Source organism: Halomonas sp. N3-2A (assembly GCF_002216165.1).
In the GTDB taxonomy this organism is placed as follows: Bacteria; Pseudomonadota; Gammaproteobacteria; order Pseudomonadales; family Halomonadaceae; genus Vreelandella.
Genome location: NZ_CP022286.1, coordinates 3,045,147 through 3,067,085 on the forward strand (window position 1 = coordinate 3,045,147; position 21,939 = coordinate 3,067,085).

15 protein-coding genes are annotated in these 21,939 nt (G+C 54.4%); 9 read left to right on the forward strand and 6 right to left on the reverse strand.

What is annotated here, in order from left to right:
* Nucleotide 1: 1 nt before the first annotated feature.
* Complete coding sequence (locus CEK60_RS14235) at nucleotides 2-580, forward strand: PadR family transcriptional regulator (protein WP_089039590.1); 579 nt, start codon at nucleotides 2-4, stop codon at nucleotides 578-580.
* Here CEK60_RS14235 and CEK60_RS14240 read toward each other — a convergent pair.
* From CEK60_RS14240 to CEK60_RS14260, 5 genes are all read right to left on the reverse strand, one after another.
* The gene (locus CEK60_RS14240; protein ID WP_089039591.1) at nucleotides 577-2,412 is read right to left on the reverse strand and encodes an ABC transporter ATP-binding protein; all 1,836 of its coding nucleotides are present in this window, start codon (nucleotides 2,410-2,412) and stop codon (nucleotides 577-579) included. The two genes, CEK60_RS14235 and CEK60_RS14240, sit on opposite strands and share 4 nt — an antisense overlap.
* Nucleotides 2,413-2,486: 74 nt before the next feature.
* Nucleotides 2,487-3,326, reverse strand: coding sequence for an ABC transporter ATP-binding protein (locus tag CEK60_RS14245; protein ID WP_446718631.1), 840 nt, complete (start codon nucleotides 3,324-3,326; stop codon nucleotides 2,487-2,489).
* The gene (locus CEK60_RS14250) at nucleotides 3,323-4,465 is read right to left on the reverse strand and encodes a FecCD family ABC transporter permease (RefSeq protein ID WP_089039592.1); all 1,143 of its coding nucleotides are present in this window, start codon (nucleotides 4,463-4,465) and stop codon (nucleotides 3,323-3,325) included. The genes CEK60_RS14245 and CEK60_RS14250 overlap by 4 nt, the downstream gene beginning before the upstream one ends.
* A gap of 59 nt (nucleotides 4,466-4,524) precedes the next feature.
* Complete coding sequence (locus CEK60_RS14255; protein ID WP_089040935.1) at nucleotides 4,525-5,493, reverse strand: FecCD family ABC transporter permease; 969 nt, start codon at nucleotides 5,491-5,493, stop codon at nucleotides 4,525-4,527.
* A 68-nt stretch (nucleotides 5,494-5,561) separates the two neighbouring features.
* On the reverse strand, nucleotides 5,562-6,503 hold the full coding sequence (locus tag CEK60_RS14260) for an ABC transporter substrate-binding protein (protein ID WP_089039593.1): 942 nt from the start codon (nucleotides 6,501-6,503) through the stop codon (nucleotides 5,562-5,564).
* Nucleotides 6,504-6,782: 279 nt separating this feature from the next.
* Between CEK60_RS14260 and CEK60_RS14265 the strand changes: the two genes are divergently transcribed.
* The 3 genes from CEK60_RS14265 (at nucleotide 6,783) to CEK60_RS14275 (ending at nucleotide 13,278) form a co-directional block, all read left to right on the forward strand.
* On the forward strand, nucleotides 6,783-8,915 hold the full coding sequence (locus CEK60_RS14265; protein ID WP_089039594.1) for a TonB-dependent receptor domain-containing protein: 2,133 nt from the start codon (nucleotides 6,783-6,785) through the stop codon (nucleotides 8,913-8,915).
* A 122-nt stretch (nucleotides 8,916-9,037) separates the two neighbouring features.
* The gene (locus CEK60_RS14270; protein WP_089039595.1) at nucleotides 9,038-10,123 is read left to right on the forward strand and encodes an efflux RND transporter periplasmic adaptor subunit; all 1,086 of its coding nucleotides are present in this window, start codon (nucleotides 9,038-9,040) and stop codon (nucleotides 10,121-10,123) included.
* On the forward strand, nucleotides 10,123-13,278 hold the full coding sequence (locus tag CEK60_RS14275; protein ID WP_089039596.1) for an efflux RND transporter permease subunit: 3,156 nt from the start codon (nucleotides 10,123-10,125) through the stop codon (nucleotides 13,276-13,278). The genes CEK60_RS14270 and CEK60_RS14275 overlap by 1 nt, the downstream gene beginning before the upstream one ends.
* 95 nt (nucleotides 13,279-13,373) lie before the next feature.
* On the opposite strand, the gene CEK60_RS14280 is transcribed toward CEK60_RS14275, so the two are convergent.
* Nucleotides 13,374-15,332, reverse strand: a complete 1,959-nt coding sequence (locus CEK60_RS14280) for a ligand-gated channel protein (RefSeq protein ID WP_089039597.1) — start codon at nucleotides 15,330-15,332, stop codon at nucleotides 13,374-13,376.
* Nucleotides 15,333-15,523: 191 nt separating this feature from the next.
* Between CEK60_RS14280 and CEK60_RS14285 the strand changes: the two genes are divergently transcribed.
* From CEK60_RS14285 to CEK60_RS14305, 5 genes are all read left to right on the forward strand, one after another.
* Entirely contained in the window at nucleotides 15,524-16,447 is a 924-nt protein-coding gene (locus tag CEK60_RS14285) for a LysR family transcriptional regulator (RefSeq protein ID WP_089039598.1), read from the forward strand.
* A 69-nt stretch (nucleotides 16,448-16,516) separates the two neighbouring features.
* Nucleotides 16,517-17,392 carry an AEC family transporter gene (locus CEK60_RS14290; RefSeq protein WP_038477532.1) on the forward strand — a complete coding sequence of 292 codons (876 nt, stop codon included), beginning with the start codon at nucleotides 16,517-16,519 and terminating at the stop codon, nucleotides 17,390-17,392.
* A 151-nt stretch (nucleotides 17,393-17,543) separates the two neighbouring features.
* Nucleotides 17,544-18,731: a PQQ-dependent sugar dehydrogenase gene (locus CEK60_RS14295; RefSeq protein WP_446718632.1), complete on the forward strand. Its 1,188-nt coding sequence runs from the start codon at nucleotides 17,544-17,546 to the stop codon at nucleotides 18,729-18,731.
* Between the two features lie 133 nt (nucleotides 18,732-18,864).
* On the forward strand, nucleotides 18,865-20,310 hold the full coding sequence (locus tag CEK60_RS14300; RefSeq protein ID WP_089039599.1) for a sensor histidine kinase: 1,446 nt from the start codon (nucleotides 18,865-18,867) through the stop codon (nucleotides 20,308-20,310).
* An 11-nt stretch (nucleotides 20,311-20,321) separates the two neighbouring features.
* On the forward strand, nucleotides 20,322-21,722 hold the full coding sequence (locus CEK60_RS14305) for a sigma-54-dependent transcriptional regulator (protein WP_089039600.1): 1,401 nt from the start codon (nucleotides 20,322-20,324) through the stop codon (nucleotides 21,720-21,722).
* Nucleotides 21,723-21,939 lie beyond the last annotated feature (217 nt).

A 21,939-nucleotide genomic window follows, 5' to 3' on the forward strand; every position in this document is an offset into this window, starting at 1 on the left:
TATGCAGGATTCTTCATCCGTTGATGCCCTCCAACCCGACGCAGCATTGCCACTTGGAATGCCCGCCACCCGCAAGCTATCTAATCATGAACTGGGCCTTCTGGTGCTTATCCTGTTAACGGACACACCTCGCTACGGAAGCGACTTAGCCCACGCAATAGAAACGCTTTCAAAAGGCTTTTATCGGCCTAGCCCTGGCATGCTTTACCCGGTACTGGCCAAGCTAACCGAACAGCGGTGTTTGGTAAAAGAGCGGCGAGGACGGCGTAAATATTACGCCTTAACCGATGAAGGGAAGCGCTACCTGAATACTCGACGTGATAGTGGAGAACAGATCTATCAGCGACTGCAGCGCGCAGGCCAGAAATTGCAGCGCCTACATGAAGTACTCAGCGAAACGGCTGAATCCCCCAGCCAAGCACTACCCATGGCGCAAGAACTCATGACAGCCCGGATGGATCTTAAGGCTGCTCTTTACAAGACGCAGCACCTCTCCTTAGAAGCGCAGGAAGAGGTGCTAACCATTTTACGCGATGCTGCTGAACGCATTCGTGCCTGCACTCAGCGTCATTCTAATTAATGTTCGAGCACGGCTAAATCGCCTGCCTGGGCAGAGCCAGTTTGTACTCGCCACTGGGCAGCATAGTGGCCATCAACCTCCAGCAAGCTTGAGTGGTTACCGCGTTCAGCAACGCGTCCTTTTTCGATCACCACGATTTCATCGGCATGCACAATGGTCGAAAGCCGATGGGCAATCATAATCACCGTGCGCCCATGGGCGATGCGCTTCAGTGAACGCTGAATGGCAGCTTCAGTTTCGTTATCCACCGCGCTAGTAGCTTCATCCAGCACCAGAATCGGCGGATCTTTCAGCAGCGCCCTGGCCAGCGAAAGCCGCTGACGTTGGCCACCAGAGAGTAATACTCCTCGCTCACCAACCGGGGTTTCCAACCCTTGGGGCAGCGTTTCAATAAAACTCCAGGCTTCGGCGGTTTTCGCGGCGTCAATAATCGCGGCCTCTGAGGCATCGGGCTTGCCGTAAGCAATGTTATCGCGAATGCTGCCTTCAAACAGGTACACATCCTGGCTCACCAACCCTATCGCTTGGCGCAGCGAGTGCATGCTGACCTCTGTGATCGGCTGACCGTCGACCAGTACGCGGCCGCTGACTGGGTCGTAAAAGCGCAGCAGCAATTTGATCAGGGTCGATTTACCGGAACCGGTAGCGCCTACTAGCGCTAGGGTGTTGCCTGCAGGCACGTGGAGATCAACGCCACTCACCCCTACTTGGCTAGCGGCGTAGTGGAAGCTCACTGCTTCGAACCGCACCTCGCCTTTCACAGGCGCAGCGAGAGGCGTCGTACTTTCATCTTTAACCGTAATCGGCACTTCCAGCAGGTCGAGAATCCGCTTGGTGCTGGCCATCGCGCGCTCGAACAGGTCGATCACTTGGGCAAGACCGGTGAGCGGCCACAGCAAGCGCTGGGTAAGGAAAACCAGGACGCCATAAGCACCTACATTCAGGCTGCCGTTCAGCGCCATCATGCCGCCGACAGTAAAGGTGGCGAGAAAGCCCGCCAGAATCGCCATACGGATTACCGGTATAAACGCGGAGCTGACCTTTATCGCCCGGCGGTTGGCTTCTAAATAGGCTTCGCTGGCATCACGGAGGCGCTCGGCTTCCCGTGCTTCACTGGTAAAGCTTTTGATGGTGGCAATGCCGCTTAGGTTGTTGGAAAGGCGGCTGGCAAGATCACCCACCTTTTCACGCACATCGCTATACAGCGGCCCGGCTTTGCGTTGGAAGAAGAAGGCACCCCAGATAATCAGCGGAATCGGCGTGAACGCCAGTAGCGCAATCAGCGGTGACAGTACAAAAAACACGGCGCCTACCGCTATTACCGTCACACCAACTTGAATCAGCGCGTTGGCTCCGCCGTCCAGGAAGCGCTCCAACTGGTTCACGTCGTCGTTCATAGTGGCGACGAGCTGGCCGGAGCTTTTAGATTCGAAAAACGCCATATCCAAGCGCTGGGCGTGCTCGTAGGTGTCCTGGCGCATATCGGCCTGTAGCCGCTGGGCAAGGTTGCGCCAGAGGATTTGGAACAGATACTCGAACAGCGACTCCCCCGCCCAGATAAAGAACGTCAGCACCGCCAGAATGGTGATTTGTTGATGAGGTGTTTCAAACCCCAGCCGCGCGACAAAGCTGTTTTCCTGATTCACCACCACATCAATCGCCACACCGATCAGAATTTCCGGCGCGATATCAAACAGCTTGTTGATAATAGAACAGGCAGTAGCCGCGGCAATCCGCCGCCGATAACCTTTGGCATAGCGCAGCAGTCGCACGAGCGCTTGAAAGCTTTGGTTTGAAGACGTCGCTTGAGCGCGAGGTGGTGAAGAAGCCACATCGGTTCCTTTTAGAAGTTATAGAGAGAATGTAGAGAGAACGAGAACTATGGGCTGAAGTTACTGAGTAGCGCTTATGCCGGCTGAGCCACGCGACGCACGTTAGCCAGCAAGGGGCTGCCGGTATCCGGGTCAAGCAGCAGCGTACAGTCTACCTGGTAAAGCTCGCGTACTAGCTCGGGCGTCACCACCTCAGCGGGCGCTCCCTGAGCAATAATCTGGCCATCGCGCATCGCAATCAGGTTGTCTGAATAACGACAAGCACTGGCGAGGTCATGCAATACCATCACCACCGTGCGGCCATGGCAAGCCAAGTGGCGCACTAGCTCAAACACTTCAATCTGATGGCCTAAGTCTAGCGCAGAGGTGGGTTCATCTAAAAGCAGAAGCGGCGTTTGCTGGGCAATGGTCATAGCGATCCAGGCACGCTGGCGTTGGCCGCCGGAAAGCGCTTCTAACGGCCGGTCGGCGAGGTCTTCCAAACCAGCAGCATCGAGCGCGTACTGCACCACGCGCTGGTCTTCCGCTGACCATTGACGCAACCAGCCTTGGTGGGGCTGGCGGCCAAAGCGAATCAATTCAGTGACGGTTAAGCCTTCTGGAGCCACCGCCTCTTGGGGCAGCAACGCTAGCTGAGTAGCTAACTGACGCGCGGGCAGGCGTTGAATATCCTGGCTATCCAGCAGTACCGCACCGCTATCTGGTTTGTGCAAACGAGCAAGACCGGAAAGTAGCGTTGATTTACCGCAGCCGTTAGGGCCAACAATGGCGGTGACCTGCCCGCTTGGCAGTTTAATACCCAGATTTTCAATCACTCGACGCTGGCCGTAGCTCATGCACAACGCATCGGTGGCAAGCGTTGGTGAAACTTGCTCTGGTGAAATAAGTTCTGGTGAAAGAGATGAGTTGTTCATGGGCGGCTCCGTTGTGGGCGCATTAATATCCATAGCAGCCAGGGCCCGCCAACCACCGCGGTGACAATACCAACGGGAATTTCAATCGGCGCTAAGAGAGTGCGCCCGGCAAGGTCGGCCAGCAACATCACCAGAGCACCTGCTAAGGTGGCGGCTAGAATCGGCACATGTCGAGCGCTGGAGAGCGAGCGGGCAATCTCTGGGCCAATCAGCGCAACCATACCCACAGGCCCCGCCACAGCAACCGCAAAGGCGGTAAGCACAACGGAAAGCATCAGGATCTGTAGCCTGCGGGCTTTTACACGAAGTCCTAGGCCGCTGGCGGTGGCATCTTTAAAGCGCAGCAGCGTCAGTGAACGCGCCAGCGCCAAGGCGGCAATAACCCCCAATGCCAAGCCAATTCCCAACAGTTGTACTGCGCCGCCGGGGCGGGCATTGAGTGATCCTACCGTCCACGGGTAGGCGGCATTGGCGGTGTCAATCGCTACCCGTGCCAGCATTAATTGAGTGACAGCACCAAACACCGCTCCCACGCCAATGCCCGCGACAATAAACCGATAACCCTGAGTACCACTGCCTGCCGCGAGGCCAAAGGTCAGCACAGCGGCGGTCGTTGCCCCTGCCAATGCCATCGCGGGCGGCGCAATAGACACGCTCATGCCTACAATAGAGGCCACCGCAAACGCCGTTGCGCCATTATCAATACCGATAATGCCGGGCGTGGCTAGGCGATTGCGTGCCAGGGTTTGCATCAAAATACCTGAAAGTGCGAACGCCGCTCCGGTAAAGCAAGCAGCGGCCAAACGAGGCAAACGCAGCTCCTGAACCATAAAGGCCGTCATCATGTCGCCCTTACCTAACACGGCAGGAATCACCGCACTGGGCGCCAGCGGTACGCTACCTAAGCTTAGATAGAGCAGGCAAGATGCCAGCAACGCCATCAACAAACCAATATTGACGGCTAGCGCGCGCTTTTCGAGCAGGAAACTATAGCCCCAACGGGGTAGCGCAATATGCCAGTAGCCTTCCGGCGCTGGCACGCTATCGGCATGTGCTGCGGCATCGACTGGCACATTGTTTAAAACATGGCTGGGAGTGACAACATCCGTTAAAGGCGGATGATTCGCCATTATTTTCATATCAACACATCACCAAGATGACACCAAGACGCCCGGGCGGCAGGGTGTTAAAAAAAGCGTTACAGCATCGGTAACCGTTTAGCACGCACCACGGCAATCAATACCGGCGCGCCACATAGCGCGGTAAGCACCCCCAATGGCAGCTCAGAAGGTGCAACGACAATACGCGAGATAATATCCGCCGAGAGCACAATCAATGGGCCTATCGGCAGGCAAAACCACAGCGTGCGGCGAATATCGGGTCCTGCAAACGCACGCGCTACAAATGGCACCACCAGCCCTACAAAGGCGATCGGCCCGGCAATCGCAGTTGCCGCACCAACCAGCAGTGCCACGCAACCTACGGCTACCCAGCGGATCAGTGTGGGGTGATGCCCCAAGCCACTCGCCGCTCGCTCGCCTAGCGCCAGCGCCGCCAGAGGCCGCGCCATAATAACCACCGCGATGGCAGCGATTAATAAGCTCGGCAGCACCGCCACAAGATCATCCAGCCGTCTTCCTGCTAGGCTGCCTATCACCCAAAACCGAATTTCATCTGCAGCGCGCTGGTCGTACAGCAGCATTAATGAGGTGAGCGAGCCTAACAACCCAGAAAATGCCGCCCCCGCCAACACTAAACGCACCGGGTCATTTCCCACTCCGCGAAAACGCGCCACGCTGAGGACACAAACACAACCGATCAGTGCTCCTAACTGGGCAACCGAAATACGTAGCGTGGCAGCGCTAGCCCCTAGTACCAGAGCCAGTGCTACCGCAAAGGCCGCTCCTGCGCTTACCCCCAGCAGACCAGGCTCGGCGAGCGGGTTACGGGAAATGGCTTGAAGCAGTGCCCCGGCAACGCCCAATGCAATACCCACCACAATGCCAATTAAGGTACGCGGAGCGCGAAGCTCCCAGACGATAAACTGCGCCTCACTGTCGCTTACGCCGTGCAGCAAACCCAACACTCGGCGGGGCCCCACCTCGCCAGCCCCAATTAGTAAACTAACGACGCTCACCGCCACAAGGGCGGTGAGCAGAATAAGCATCCATGTACGGGGAGCATAGCGCCGACTGGCGCCGCCCATTGCGTTAGATAGTGATGTCACGGCATCTTTCACGGCAACAATGCGTTCTCGATATCGTCCAGAATGGCTTGAGCGGCCAGCGGGCCGTTGGCACTGCTCCACAGTTGGCCATTCACCGGCACGACCTGATCTTGTTTAACCACGTCCAAACGTGTGAAGGCGGAGCTTTGCTTGGCGGCATCTAACGCCGCTTGGCCATCGGCGTTAAGCGTAGCCAGGAACAGCCAATCGCCGTCCACTTGGGAAAGATTTTCAAGACTGAGTATATCGCTATGGGGGTGACCTTCAGCAACCAGCCCCGCATCCTGAACCTCTACCCCCACTTGCGCCAATAGGCCAGTGGCGATCAGCTCTTTGGACATCACCATCGGACCATTGGGCATCCAGCGAGCCAGCACAGCAGTGCCACCTGCGTTCGCATCATCAATCGCAGCGGCCAGTTCGCTAATACGTTGATCGACGGCTGCAATGGCATCGTCAATTTCCGCTTCACGATTGAGCGCCTGCCCATAAAGCCGCGCTTCCGCTTGCCAATTATCAAACGCTAACGGTTGAGTATGCGGCACCACAGTGGGCGCAATGCGCGATAGCAACTGGTACTGCTCTTCCGATAGCTGAGCAGCGGCCAGAATTAAATCGGGCTGCTGGGCCAAAACCGCTTCAATATTGATTTCACGTGTAACGCCGACAATCTCAGGGCGCTCGCCATTAAAATGGGCTTCCACGTACTCAGCAACATTATCACCACCGCGGGTAGTGACCGCGCCAACGGGGGTCACGCCAGCAGCCAAAGCAGCATCTAACGCACCCTCATACAGAGTGACAACACGCTTTGGCGCATCACTAACGTCAACGTCTCCGTATGCGGTATCCAGCGTGCGCGCCTGAGCAACGCTTGCCAACGACCCGCCTACCAATAACCCGCCTACCACAATACCGACTAGTCCGTTGCGCAGCGATGAGTAACCCATAAGTAACGCTCCTGAGAGTTTGTGGTAATGATAATAACGATTCTCAAAAGCACTTGCATTATTATTCCAACGAATCGAACGTTCCAGATACTGCAACACCTGCTCAATTAGCCATCCAGCAACCTTATAAAGGTATATTTTTCTCATAACATTGTTCGACATTCGGCAACACAATGTTCGATGAAACAAACTCGCATATGGGAACTTTTCTTCTTAGAATCACCACCTCGATTGATAACAGTTTTCATTAGCAAATAAGTTTCATCTCAGGGGATCACCATGCCACGCTTCACTCGCACCGCGTTAGCCAGCGCCGTCGCTCTTAGCGTCACCGCCACCGCGGCCTTAGCTCAAGAATCAGAACAACTAGACAATATCGTTGTATCTGCAAGCGGTTTTGAGCAGGCACTGGTGGATGCCCCTGCCAGTATTTCCGTCGTTTCTCGTGAAGAACTGGAGCGCAAGCGCATTACCAGCGTGGCTGATGCGTTACGTGATGTAGAAGGTGTTGATGTTGGTGGGTCTGTCGGCAAAACCGGTGGCCGCAATATCAGTATTCGTGGGATGCCTAGCGACTATACATTGATTCTTATTGATGGCCGCCGGCAGAACGCGGCTGGCAGCGTCACGCCTAACGGGTTTGGCGAAACGTCTACTAGCTTCTTCCCGCCTGTCTCCAGTATTGAACGTATCGAAGTCATTCGTGGCCCAATGTCGACGCTATATGGCTCTGACGCCATGGGCGGGGTAATCAACATCATCACTCGTCGAGTAGACCGTGAGTGGGTTGGCTCCATAGGCGTTGAAAACACATTTAATGAAGATCGTGATTTCGGTGATCGCCGCGAAATCAACCTGTACACCAGCGGCCCGCTTATTCAAGACACACTAGGCATTCAGGTGCGTGGTCGCTTATACGAGCGGGACGCATCTGAGCTTACTTACACTGACGGCAACGGCAACCCCATTGACGTTAGCCAGCGCGGCCCCAGCCCCGTTGAAGGCGATACCTATAACCTGGGCGGCAAGTTAACCTGGACACCCAATGCCGATCACGACCTTTGGCTGGATGGTGAAGTTAATCGACAGCGTTATAACAATGACGAATGCCAGCTCGGTACTTTAGATGGCCGCACCCGTAGCTGCGCGCCAGATCCTGGCGCCGCCAATGGCTACGCCGACGAATTGCGTTTTGAGCGTCAGCAGGTTGCTATTGGTCACACTGGCCGCTTTGCATCAGGCACGCTCGAATCCAGCTTGATGCGTAACACCACAGAAACTAAAGGCCGTACGATTCCTGGTGAAAATGGCGTTGCCTATGACGGCTTCCCTGGCATCGTGGGCGGCGCGCCTCGCGAGCTAGAAACCACCAATACAGTGTTAGACAGCAAATATGTCATGCCGCTAGGCGACCACATGACCACAGTGGGCTTGCAGTGGTGGGATGCTAAGCTCGATGATGGGTTAGCCAATGAGACCTTTGAGCAAACTACGTGGTCGCTCTTTGCAGAAGATGAGTGGATGCTACGTGACGATTTGGCGCTAACGCTTGGCGGCCGCTACGATCATCATGATGCCTTTGGCAGCCAGTTCAGCCCACGTAGCTATTTGGTGTGGAACACGACGCCAAACTGGACACTGAAAGGCGGCGTCAGTCGAGGCTACAAAACGCCCTCGCTGAATGACCTGCATGCGGGTATCAATGGCGTCACGGGCCAGGGCACCATACTCACTATCGGCAACCCGAACCTTGAACCGGAAACCAGTACTAGCAGTGAAATTAGCGCACATTACGATAGCCTGGCAGGCTTCACCGCTAGCGCCACGCTGTTCTATAACGAGTTCGATGACAAAATAGCCAGCGGCAACGACATTGTTGTTGAGAACAACCCGCTGGTACCCGACGGCGTCTATAGCCAAGACGTCAATATCGATGAAGCCGTTACCCAGGGTGTCGAGCTTTCTACCAGCTATCAGTTCACGCCAGATTGGCGCTTATCGGCCAACTACACTTACACCGATAGCGAACAGAAGAGCGGTAACAATCGGGGCGAACCGCTGACCGATACCCCGGAGCATGCATTCAATGCCACGCTGCGCTGGCAAGCCACGCCTCAGTTGGACACGTGGCTTTCCGCCGAGTACCGCAGCGAACGTTACCGTAACCGTGAAAGCGTTAGGGGCGCGCCCTCTTTCGACGACCTAGGCGACTTCAAAGCCTATTCACTGTTCCACTTAGGCGGCAGCTACGCATTTACCGAGCAATTTAACGTGAGTGCCACCATCTACAACTTGTTCGATAAAGACTTCGTCGATTATCGCGCTTATGGTGACGGCACTAGCTTTGGCAATGTGTATGCCAACAGCGAAGAGGGACGTCGACTGTGGCTCTCTGCACGTTACGAGTTCTAAACGCTACTAGCTAGAAGGTTCTATTTACTGTTTCAATGCTGACTTACTGCCCTGGCCATGCGCCAGGGCTTTTTTACGCCCGCTTAACCGCGAATTCGATGTTGATTAGGGAACTGTCTGTCATGACCGCGCACCCGCTCGTCCGCTATCTTGCCTTGGTTCTACTGTTGCTCTGCGGCCTAATGCTTTCTAGCGCGTCTTTCGCGCAATCAGCCCCCAGGGTTGAGCTGGCGCCCGTCAACCGCGAGCCAATTTATACCGAAACAAACCTGGTCGGCACCGTAAACTCCCTGGAAGATGCCCTCCTCTCAGCATCAGTAGCAGGGCTTATTATTCAGGTAGCGGTTAATCCTGGCGACCACGTCGCCAAGGGAGACACGCTAATCGCGCTGGATGACGAACTGGCTCGTTTTGACGTAGCAGCGGCGGCTGCCGCAGAGCAGGAGGCCCAGGCCACACTAGCGGAAGCAGAGCGACTACTGCGAGAAGCGGAATCGGTGGGCGTGGGGCGTAACATCGCGGCGACTGAAGCGAGTGCTCGTCGTAGTGCCGTTAACGTGGCCCGCGCCGCACGCTCGCGTTTAACGGCGGAGCAAGCGCGTTTAAACGCCTTACTGGCTCGCCATGCAATTAACGCCCCTTTTGATGGTGTCGTCAGCGCTCGCAGCGTCAATCTCGGTGAGTGGGTCACGCCAGGAGATAGCGTTGCGCGACTCGTTAACCTTGATGAGCTGCGCGCTGATTTCCAGGTGCCCGAAGCCTTTTATGCCGCCGTTCAAGACGAAGCGTTTATCACTCTACGTGCGGGGCAACAAACTCACGAGACCACTATCGCCACCCTAGTGCCAATCAGTGACCCCAGCGCCCGCACATTTCTATTACGCGCCCATGTGCCCGAAGCAGCTTCACTGTACCCAGGTAATGCAGTGGATGCCGTGCTGCGAGCGTCGACCGGCAGCGATGGGCTGACGGTTCCCCGCGATGCGTTAAGCCGCTACCCAGACGGGCGAATCACCGTGTGGGTCGCCACACCTAACGAAAACAACACTTATCAGGTTACTGAGCAACGCGTGCAGTTGGGTATTAACTTTGCCGACCGTGTGGAAATTGTCGAGGGCCTCTCTGGTGATGAGCAAGTCGTCATTCGTGGCAATGAATCGCTGGTCGAAGGTGTCAGTGTTGAGGATATCGCAGCGGGGAGCGAGTAATGTTTGCAGCCCTACTGCGCCAGCAAACGCTGGTCACTGTTATCGCGCTAATTTTCCTGCTGCTGGGCATTGCCGCCACGCTGCGCATCCCCGTTCAGATGATTCCCGACATTGAAGCCCGCACAATAACGGTCGAAACGCGCTGGGCGGGAGCGACACCTCAGGATATCGAAAAAGAGATCCTCATTGAGCAGGAGCAGTACCTGCGCAATGTGCCAAATCTTACCCGCATGACGGCGATGGCCGAAAGCGGCAGCGCTGAAATTGAGCTTGAATTCCCGTTTAGCGTGGATATGACGGCTGCGCTGATTCAAGTTAATAACGCGCTCAGCCAAGTATCGTCATATCCCACCAATGTGGACCAGCCACGGATTGTTTCTGCCGCCTTTTCGACAGACGCGTTTTTGCGCTTTCACGTGGGTACACTGCCCGGCAACCCTAAGGCGTTAGATATCCAACTGATGAGCGACTTTATCGACGACCGTGTGCGGCCCCGCATGGAAAGCGTTAAAGGCGTTTCGGAAGTCGGCGTCAATGGCGGCGCTCAGCGGCAGCTACAAATTTTGGTCGATCCTGGCGCGCTGGCTCAGCGCGGGGTTTCACTTACCGAGTTACGCGACGCCATCACCCAGCGTAACCGGGATATCTCCGGTGGTGAATTAGAAGCCGGTAAACGCCGCTACCTGATACGCACGCTGGGCCGCTTTGATGATGCTGAAGCCTTGGCGCAGCTGGTTGTCGCTCGCCAGGGCGATAGCATCGTGCGGCTTGCCGACGTTGCCGAGGTCCGCCAGGGGCAGTCTCGCTTAAGCCAGCTATCGTTTTATAACGGCCAACCGGGCATTGGTATGGACCTGCGGCGGGAAAGCGGTGCTAACGTCATCGATATCAAATACGCCATTGAAGAAGAAATGGCAGCTATTAACGACAGCATTCTGCGCCCGGCGGGTATGGAAATGGTGCTGACTGCCGATGATGTGCGCTATGTGGAAGCTTCCGTCAGTAATGTATGGAGCAATCTGCTACTCGGGGCGGCCTTTGCAACGTTGGTGATGTATCTGTTTTTGCGCTCCGCTCGCGCCACCTTTATTGGCGTTATTGGCATCCCCTTCTGCACCATTGCTGCTTTTTTAGGGCTGATGCTCACGGGGCGCACGATTAACGTAATTTCCATGGCAGGCATTGCCTTTGCCATTGGCATGAGCGTCGATAACAGCATTGTGGTGTTGGAAAATATTGAGCGATACCGCCGTTTAGGCCTCGACCGCATTGAATCGGCGCTACGCGGCGTGCAGGAAGTATGGCCCGCAACGCTGGCATCGACGGCCACCACCATTTTGGTGTTCTTACCGATTCTGTTTATCGAAGAAGAAGCTGGGCAACTGTACTCTGATGTAGCGATTGCCGTTTCCGCTGCTATTTTCGCTTCAATGCTGGTGGCAGTTACCCTGGTGCCGTCACTCTGTTCGCGCTTTAATTTTTCGATGCGCAACGAGCATGAGGATAGCCCCACGGCCTCACGCCCTTCGTGGGCAGGGAAGCGGCTTGATCGATTGATCGCCACCCCTTTTCGGCGCGGAGCGATCCTGGTAACCACGCTAGCGATCAGCAGCTGGACTATCGTTGTGCTCACTCCGCCCGCCGAGTACTTGCCCGAAGGCGAGGAACCTAAAACCTTTGCGGTGATGAGCCCACCGCCTGGCTATAGCCTGCAGGAGATGGCGGGAATCGCCGCGCAAGTAGAGGATTACTTTTTACCCCATGTAGACGCTGACCCAGCAGCTTTTTTAGCGGGCGACACCGAGGTGCCGCCGCTGGCTTATATGAACATGCGAGTCGCCCCGACGCGGCTGTTTATCGTCGCTGAAGCAGCGGACCCTGGTGATATCGAAGCGTTAATGGACGCACTTACCAGCTACTACGAGCGCTTCCCAGGAATGCGCGCCTTTGCCTCGAAAGGCTCGATCATTTCCAGTAACGATGGCGGCACGCGGAGTATCAACCTGGATATCGCCGGCCCGGATTTGGCGACCGTTTATGAAGCCGCCAATAACCTCTACCGAGAAGCCCGCAATGAGTTTGGCAATCCGCGCATTCAGAGCCAGCCTTCTTCGCTGTCGTTGGATCAGCCGCTGATTCAGATTCGCCCAAATTGGGCGCAGGCGTCAGCGCTTGGCTTAGCGGCAGGAGATGTCGGCTTTTCAGTCGCCGCACTCACCGAAGGTGCCTATGTAGATGACTTCTTTCTCGATGACGAGAAGATTGATATTTATCTTTATGGTCCCCAGCGGTCGCTACCTCTGGACCAGCTACCCAACCTTCTGCTGCATACCCCCAGCGGCGCGACGCTGCCGCTTTCTGCCGTCGCCAGCATTGATGAAACTATGGACACCAGTGTTATTCGTCGGGTCGATAGTAGCCGAACGGTGACTCTGAACGTCATCCCACCACCCAGCATTGCCCTGGAAGCAGGAGTTGAACAGGCAGAGAGGATGCTGGAGCGACTTCGCCATGAAGGGGTACTACCATCGGCGGTGGATATTTCGATTTCGGGAGCGAGTGATCAGTTAAATGCCACGCGGGAAGCATTAATGAGCAACTTCTTGATTGCCATTGTGATTGTCTATTTGCTACTGGTAGCGATTTTTTCTCACTGGGGCTACCCGCTGCTGATCCTTACCTCAATTCCGTTGGGCGTGGTGGGTGGCATTATGGGTCTGGCAGCCATGAATGCAGTGGGCAGCCTACTGCCACTCATTGGCATCGCTCCACTAAGTCAGCCCTTCGATATGATTACTATGCTGGGCTTTTTGATATTAATGGGAACCGTGGTGAATAACCCCATCCTGGTAGTCGACCAGGCACGGCGGCGACTACACGATAAGCAACTATCCGTTCAGGAAGCCGTATCTCAAGCGGTGCAAACCCGCCTGCGCCCAATTGCGATTACCACGCTGACAACCCTGTGCGGGCTTTCGCCGCTGGTATTTTTACCCGGTGAAGGCACCGAACTTTACCGTGGTGTCGGGGCGATTGTCTTATTTGGCTTGCTGGGAGCTTCCATCGTGACGGTGACGTTCCTGCCAGCATTGATGATAAGCGTACTGCAGCTTAGCAAACGCAATACGCAGCCTGCCCAAGCCCAACATCCGTGAATAAATATCCGTAAATAAATACGTGGTTCACTCAAAAACACGGCCACCTAATAAGGTGGCCGCAACGTTTAATAGCAAACAGGTACTAACAGGCACTAGAACGCGACATTCAGTCCCAACCAAACACGGCGACCATCGTCCACGTAGCCGTACTCTTCGTAAGTAATGCGCTCATCAAATAGGTTGTAGATACCCGCGTTCACCGTGGTGCTATCGTTGAGCTTGTAACCCATTCCTGCATCAACAAAGGTGTAGGAAGGTGCCACCACCGAGCGGCTGGAGGGGCCGGTAGTGGGCTGGCTCTCCTCGCCACGGTAGCTCACTTTTGTCCATTGGCTGAGTCGCGAGTTGACCTGCCAATCAAGCGTGGCCGAGACCTGATGGCGCGGTAGCTGCGTCAAAGGCTCACCAGCATATTGGCCACTTTTTTGCTCAGAGTCAGTGAAGGTATAGCTAGCCGTTAACGACACTGCATCTGTCAACGGCGCTGCCAGGCTGGCTTCTACCCCTTGCGTAATCGCCTCATCCACGTTGACGCGATAAGTAGGATCACTGCCAAAATCATTAGGGCCATCGGTACAGATATCAACAGGGCAAGCAATACGCGTAATCTTATCTTCAAAGTCGTTGTGGAACAGCGTCAAGCTGCCGCTTAGACCGGCATCATTGGCGTAGAGCAGTGCAATCTCTTTGTTAAGCGACGTTTCAGGTTTAAGGTCCGGGTTACCGTAAATATTGCCACCACGGCTGACCTGCCCCCAATCGGGAGTGATTTCACGTAGGCTTGGCGAGCGATAACCAGTTGAAACGCCCCCTTTAAGGGTCCAGTCGGGTGTTGCATTCCAAACGCTGTACAGGCGCGGGCTGACGTGGCTGCCGAAGTTATCGTCGTCATCGACGCGTAAACCACCGGTCAATGCCCAGGTGTCGGTCAACATCCACTCATCTTCTACAAATAGCGCTCGTTGGCTATTTTCGATTTCGGTCCGGTTAGATATTCGGTTGGTGGTGGTATCGTTCAGCGACTCCTCTTCGTAGCTCGCGCCAACAGTCACTAGGTGCATGCCTAGTGGGATCACTGCACTGGTCTTAGCGGTAGTATTGGTAATTTCAATATCGCGGGATTTGTTATCGCTACGCTCACGCTGTACAAAGGTCTCGCTGGTGCCCCAGTCAAAGCGGCCACTATGGGTAACCGCAACGTGAGTGTTGGTGTATTCGCCGATACTGTCGGTGCAACCACCTCGACACCCTTCAGCAGCACCAGACCGCCCTACCCGCGAGTAACGATCCTGTTCGGTAACGCCAGCTTCGGCGGTGAAGTCGTGATTATCGTTAGCGGCGAAGTTTAGCCGTGCGGTTAGGCTTTGCAGGCTTTTCTCTTCGTAGCCGTTCAAAATATCATCTTCATCCCGCTCTGAGGCACGCCCATAAAGCTGTAGACCTAACCGGTCACCCACTAACGGCCCGCTTAGGTAGAAATTCGCTTGGCGGCTGTCTCCCGAGTTGCTGTTTTCTTGTAGCACCGTGTCGAGCTGTACATTGCCGTGCCACTCATCGGCCACCTTGCGGGTAATTACGTTGATCACCCCACCGATAGCGTCTGAGCCGTAGAGCGTCGACATTGGCCCACGCACTACTTCAATACGCTCAATCGCTTGGAGTGGCGGGAGCCAGTCCTGCTCGAACCCAGCGCTGCCATTCGGGCGTGATTCCCGAGAGTTTTGCGGACGCCCATCTACCAAAATCAAGGTGTATTGGGAAGGCATGCCACGAATTGAAATATCATTGCCACGGTCACCTGCGCCGCCACCGGTAACGATCACACCCGGTACGTCGCGCAGCGCGTCGGTGACATTTTGATAGTGTCCACGCTCAAGCTCTTCCCGAGAAATAACGCTAATAGAAGCAGGCGCACTGGAAATTTGCTGTTCAAACCCCGATGCGGTAACCACAACATCATCTAGCCGAGGTGTTTCTTGTGCCAACACGGCACTACTGGCCAATGAAGAGATGGCACCGGCCAATAGCGTGCGACGCAAACGAGAAGACATAGCAGGGTTCCTTTAGTGTGAAAGAGCACTTGCAATCAAATACGAATCATTAACATTCGTATTTTTGCATAATTCTTACACAAAGAGGTCGCACAGTGCGTTCAGCCATCCGGAACACAAATGCCAATTATTTTCATTAACATCATTAAATGGCACAATAGCGTTTCAATTGTTGCCCAGTGGCCCCGACCATGTACGATTTTGATGAACTCGCCGCCTTTGCCGATGTGATGACTACCGGTAGTCTAACGCGCAGCGCACAAAAGCTAGGACTTGCTAAATCGACACTGAGTCGCCGTATTAGTCAGTTAGAAGCAAGATTGGGTCAGCCACTGCTCAGGCGGCAAGCCAATCGGCTGATTCCTACGGAAGCGGGTCTGCTATTTCATAACTACTGCACAGAACTGCTAGCGATGGCGGCACATAGCCAAGAAGCGCTGGCAGAACTGCGTGAGGAAATCAGCGGAAAAGTAACACTGGAAGTTCACGGGGCATTGGCACGGGGTTGGATGGCAGGTGTCGTTGATGCATTTTTAACCCGCTATCCCAAGGTGGAATTAACCCTCCACACGCGAGAATCTCCGCCTACTAAAATGCACAGTAACAGTGTGCACATCTGGCTAGGGGCAACGCACGAATGCGGTCTCAATCAGGAGCGCTTAGGGCACTTGACTCGCGGCCTTTATGCCAACCCCAGCTATCTTGCCAGCGCTGGTTACCCTCAGCACCCAAGCGAGCTAGAATCACACGCGTGGATTGATTTACTCGATAGTGCTTCTAGCGGCCTGCTATTCCACCATGCTCATCACGACGACTTTCTGTTTAATGCGCCCCGTTCGCGGCTGCGTGTCGATCTAACGGTGCTTCAAATTGATGCCATTGCTTATGGTCAAGGCATTGGGCTACTGCCCCACTGGGTGGTTGAAAAACGCGAGAAGCATCATCCCGGTGATTTAGTCAGCTGCTTGCCCGGCTGGGAACCTGCCCCACTGCCAATCACCATGTTGTACGCTTATGGCCACCATTCGCGCCGAGTTAACGCACTGCTCGATTTTTTACGCGAGCAAGTTCCGGCTGCTTGGCAAACCAACCACACCACCGCTAACGCTGAATAACCAATTCGCCTTGCCAGTTAGCGGCCTAATTAACGACAATGAGCCGCTAATCATCGTCAAGGAATGGTAATGCTCGCCGAACTTTTTGCCGTGATGGCGCCGGTACTCGCCGGTGCTGGGCTGGGATATCTATGGGTACGCTTAGGGCATCCCTACCCCGTCGATTTCATTACTCGTTTGGTGTTTAACATCGGCACACCCGCGCTGGTGCTTGCCTCACTTTCTGGGGCTAATATCGATGCCAATAGCTTTGGGCAGATGATGTTTGCCACGGCCATCGTGATACTTACCATGGGCGCGGCGAGCTTTGTGGTCGCCAAACTATTGCGCCGCAGTTGGCGCGTATTACTTGCCCCGATGATGTATCCCAACACCGGCAATATGGGACTCCCTGTTGTTTTGTATGCCTTTGGCAGCGCAGGGTTTGCCTACGGTATTACAGTGATGGTGACGGTCTCGCTCTTTCAGTTCACCTTAGGGGCCGTTCTCAACAGCAACGGAAGCCCGACTAAAACGCTGCTAAAAACGCCCACCGTCTATGCCATTTTAATCTCAATGGCGCTGCTGTTAACCGACACATCACTGCCCCCTTGGTTAGCCAATACGGTCGACTTAATGTCTGGTTTCACCGTACCGCTTATGTTGATCACGCTCGGGGTTTCCCTAGCCAGCATCCAGGTAAAAAGCCTGCGTTCCGGCATCGGATTTAGCCTAGTACGTATCCCCCTTGCCGCTGGGGCAGCGTGGCTAATTGCGGGTTGGGTTGGCCTGCCCCCACTGGCACAAAGCATTCTGGTGCTACAAATGTGCATGCCTGTGGCAGTGTTTAACTACTTGTTCGCCCAGCGTGCCCAGCGCGAACCGGCCTATGTCGCCAGCCTCGTTTTTTGCTCTACGCTGCTTGCCCTGGTGTATTTACCGATACTGCTGGCATTTCTGATGTAGCGTTTTTGATATAGCGCTTTTGCTATAGCCCGCCTGATTTAGCCCGCCGGATATATGGCAACACAGGGAACCCCGTTCGCTTTAAGCAGTCACTGCTAGGCATGGAACATGATCATCATGATCATCGAAGGCCCCGACGACAGGAGTGACCATGATGCGCCAACCTCAATCACAAGCACGCCAAGCAGTGTTAACGACGCCTTCTTATCGTTGGTTTCTAACAGCTCTTGGTGGGTTAATGTTGGCGGGCACTGTTAGCAATGCTCAAGCAGAAATGGTTCACGACGCGATCGAAACCGAGCAAATGACCTTGTCACTTGAACGTGTGGCGAGTGGCTTGAACAGCCCCTGGGCAGTGGCTTTTTTACCTGACGGGCGTTTTTTAGTCAGCGAACGCCGTGGTCAACTCACCCTGGTAGATCAGGCAGGTAACCAGCAAACGCTCGAAGGAATGCCCACGGTCAGCCACCAGGGGCAAGGTGGGCTTCTCGATATCACCTTGCACCCTTCCTTTGGTGACGGTGAACATGACTGGATTTATTTCACCTGGAGCAAACCAGACGGCAATAACAGTCGCTCAGCACTATCACGGGTTAAGTGGCAAGGGGATTCACTCGGTGAGATCGAGCACCTTTTTGAACAGGATCGCGCCTCGTCACCCGGCCGTCATTACGGCTCGCGTTTGGCTTGGCTAACAGACGGCACACTATTAATGAGTATTGGTGACCGCGGCGTTAACCCATCCCGTGCCCAGGCAAGCGACGACCACGCGGGGTCAACGCTGCGCTTAACGGATACGGGCAGTGTTCCTGACGATAACCCTTTCGTGGGCGCTGATAGCACCTTGGATGAAATTTACTCCACGGGCAATCGTAATATTCAAGGATTGACCGTACGCAGCAATGGAGAACCCTGGGCGACCGAGCATGGCCCGCGCACAGGCGATGAGCTTAATCACATCAAAGCAGGCAGCAATTATGGCTGGCCAGAGGTTAGCCTGGGGAATGACTACCGGACTAATGAGCCGATTGGCGTCGAATCGAAGCCCGGCATGGTCGACTCGGTTTACCGCTTTGAAGGCCGTTTTGCGCCTTCGGGTCTTACCGAAGTCACCAGCAGTGCGTTTGGAGACTGGCAGGGGCAGCTATTAGCTGGCGGTTTAGCCAGCGAAACATTACTGCGTCTGCAGTTGGAAAACGGCAACGTGGTGGATGAAGAGGTTATTCTTGACGGCCACATTGGGCGCATTCGCGATGTGCGCCAAGGTCCCAACGACGCCATTTATTTGCTAACCGATGGTGGTCAGGGCAGCCTTTACCGTTTGCAGGTGGTTAATTAACCCACACTAACGTTATCTGAACCGCGACTCTTTATACTGCCTATTGATGCTGTCTATTTATTTATACTGTCTATCTATGCACGCTGCCAATGCTGTTCACTGCTGAACAGCCGGTACTCATCACGGATACCTGATGCGACTACGTAATTTAATTATTTTGACGGTCATCGTGCCACTGTTTGTCATTCTAGTGGTTTTTAGCCTAGTGGCTATCAAGTCGCTAGAAGATAACGTGCGCTCCAAGCTGCAAACCGAAGTTGAGATTATCACCCGTGCACTGGGCACATCACTGAGTTACGCCGTCACTCGTGATAGCGACACCCCACTAGGAGAAGCGTTGCAATCCGCTTTTTCCTTCCATCGTATCTATGGTGCTTATGTGTTCGACACCCAAGGCCGGGAAGTTTATGGCCTTGGTCTGGGCAAGGACCTGTTTTCGCCGGATGAAATTCAGCAGGTTATCAAACAAGATGATCTGTACAGCAATTACCGCCAGCAGGAAGGCTGGACGTACTACTCAGCATTGATTCCGCTGCGGGCGCAAAACGGCATGGTGAAAGGTGTTCTGCAAGTAAACCGACTTAACACCGGCATCGAAAACTACACGGGTTTTATCAGCATTGTGGCAGTTCTGGTGTTCGTGATCGGAGCGGCCGGTATTGTTTTTAGCATTTGGTGGGGCTTTAGGCACTATATAGAACGACCGCTCAACCGTCTTTTGCACGTGATGTTACTTGTGGAAGATGGCGACCGCAGCCAACGGGCTACGGTAGATGGTCCGACGGAATATCGCCGCTTAGCATCTGGCTTGAACGGCATGCTAGATGCCATGGCAGAAAAAGATCGCGATATTGATGCCCGTCGGCAGCGCGAAATCGAATTAGAAAAGCGCCTGCGCAAATCTAAAAAGCTGGCGGAGTTAGGCGTTTTGGCGGCCGGTGTCGCCCATGAAATTGGCGCGCCATTAACCGTCATCAATGGCCAAGCCCAGCGCTTAGCCCGCAGGGACACCATTGGCGATGACGAACGTGCACGATTAGGCCGTATCCGAGGCGAAGTCGAAAGAATTGTTCAAATTGTCCGCCAATTAATGGAGCTAGGCAGACAACATAACGTAGAGAAAGACACGCAAGCGTTGGATCAGCTTATTCTGAGTGCCAGTGAGTTAGTGGAAGAGGAGCTGGAGCCACGAAATATTCACTTGGATATTGATCTTCCCTCCCCTACCCCCCATTTATTGGTCAATGGGCAGCAAATCGTGCAGGTACTCACCAATCTATTACGCAACGCAGCGCAAGCACCAGATGTTAGCTGCATACGCCTTAGTGCCAAGCAATACAGTGAAGAGTTAACGCTCTGGGTGGAAGATGACGGGCCGGGCATTCCAGCATCGCATCATCAGCAAGTATTTGATCCTTTCTTTACAACCAAACCGGTGGGCCAAGGCAGTGGCTTAGGGCTCTCCATGGTGCATCGCATTATTAACGACCACGGCGGGACGATTGGCGTATTTGATAGCGGCCTTGGCGGCGCTGGATTCGAGATTACGCTCCCCCTTAGTGAAACCGCATCCGCTTGAGGAAAACGTTTGTGACCCATCAGGAACACCTTTTACCTTTATTGGTAGTGGAAGATGACGCCGCTATACGTGAGTTATTAGAAGAAGAGCTCAACGACGCGGGCTATGACACGCTAGGCGTTCCCAGTGCCGAAGACGCCTTGGCGCTACTAAGCCATACAGCTGTGGCGATGATGATTACGGATGTACGTCTTCCAGGAATGACCGGCATTCAGCTACTTCAGCAACTGCGTCAAAGCGGCAGCGAGCTGGGCATTATTGTCATCACTGCCTTTGGCACCATTGACCAAGCCGTCGAGGCGCTAAAGCTGGGAGCCGATGACTTTCTAACTAAACCATTGGATTTAGATGCCATTCGCGAGGCAGTCTTCCGCGTCTTAGAGCGCCAGCGCTTGTCTCTCTCCCACGATACTGAGTTGAGCCAGTTTCACGGCATTGTCGGAAAAAGCTCAGCAATGCAGTCTCTGTTTCATGATGCATCTCGGCTGGCTAAAAGCGATGCGCCTATTTTGATTCTGGGCGAAAGCGGTACCGGTAAAGAGCTATTAGCTCGCGCTATCCATCAAGAAAGCAAACGCCACGAAGCACCCTTTGTGCCTGTTAACTGTGCCAGCATTCCTGCCGATCTAATGGAAAGTGAGTTTTTTGGTCATGTAAAAGGGGCATTCACCGGGGCTAACGAAGCGCGCCGGGGTCTGTTTCATAGCGCTCAAGGCGGTAGCCTGTTTTTGGATGAGATTGGCGAAATGCCGGTTAATCTTCAAGCCAAACTGCTGCGCGCGCTGCAAGAAAAGACGGTACGACCCGTTGGCGGCGAGCGTGAGGAGCCGGTAGATGTTCGCATCATTGCCGCAACCCATCGCAATCTTGAAAAAGAGATCGAACAAGAGAATTTTCGCAGTGACTTGTTCTATCGCCTTGAGACGTTCTCGCTGCGCATTCCTCCACTGCGTGAGCGTGGCACCGATATAGAGCATCTTGTGTTTGCATTAATCGACAAGCACGCCGAAGCGCAAAGTAAGCAGATTGAACAAATCGAGCCCGAAGCGCTAAATAGCCTGTTGAACTACACCTACCCCGGCAACGTACGCGAGCTGGAAAACGCCATTATGCGAGCCGTAACGCTGAGCGAAGAAGGCATATTGCAGCACCAAGATTTGCCAGAGCGTTTACGCGAACAGGCTAACCAACATAACGGCTCAGAAATAACGCCGACACTTACTGGTGAAGTGTTACCTGGCACTCAAGTGCCAGCACCTGCACCTACCCGCTGGCCCAGCCTCGAAGAAGTAGAAAAGCGCTACATACGCAAAGTGTTAGAGGCCACCGGCGGCAATAAACGGCGAACGGCTGAAGTGCTGGGTATTGCTCGACGAACGCTTTATCGTCGTTTGGAAGATAACGAGGAATAAATTAACGCAAATAGCCGGCCACTAACCAGTGAGACCGGCTATCTGTGTATATGCCGACAGGCTATGCACTACATGCAAAAAATGGGGCACACGTTGGATAGCCTCTTTTTAAAGATGGCTTTCCAACTTAGTCTTTTAAACTCAGTCTCTCAAACATAGTCACTGCCACAAAAAAACCCCGCTGGCGCGGGGGAAAAGGATGATAAACCGTGTGGAG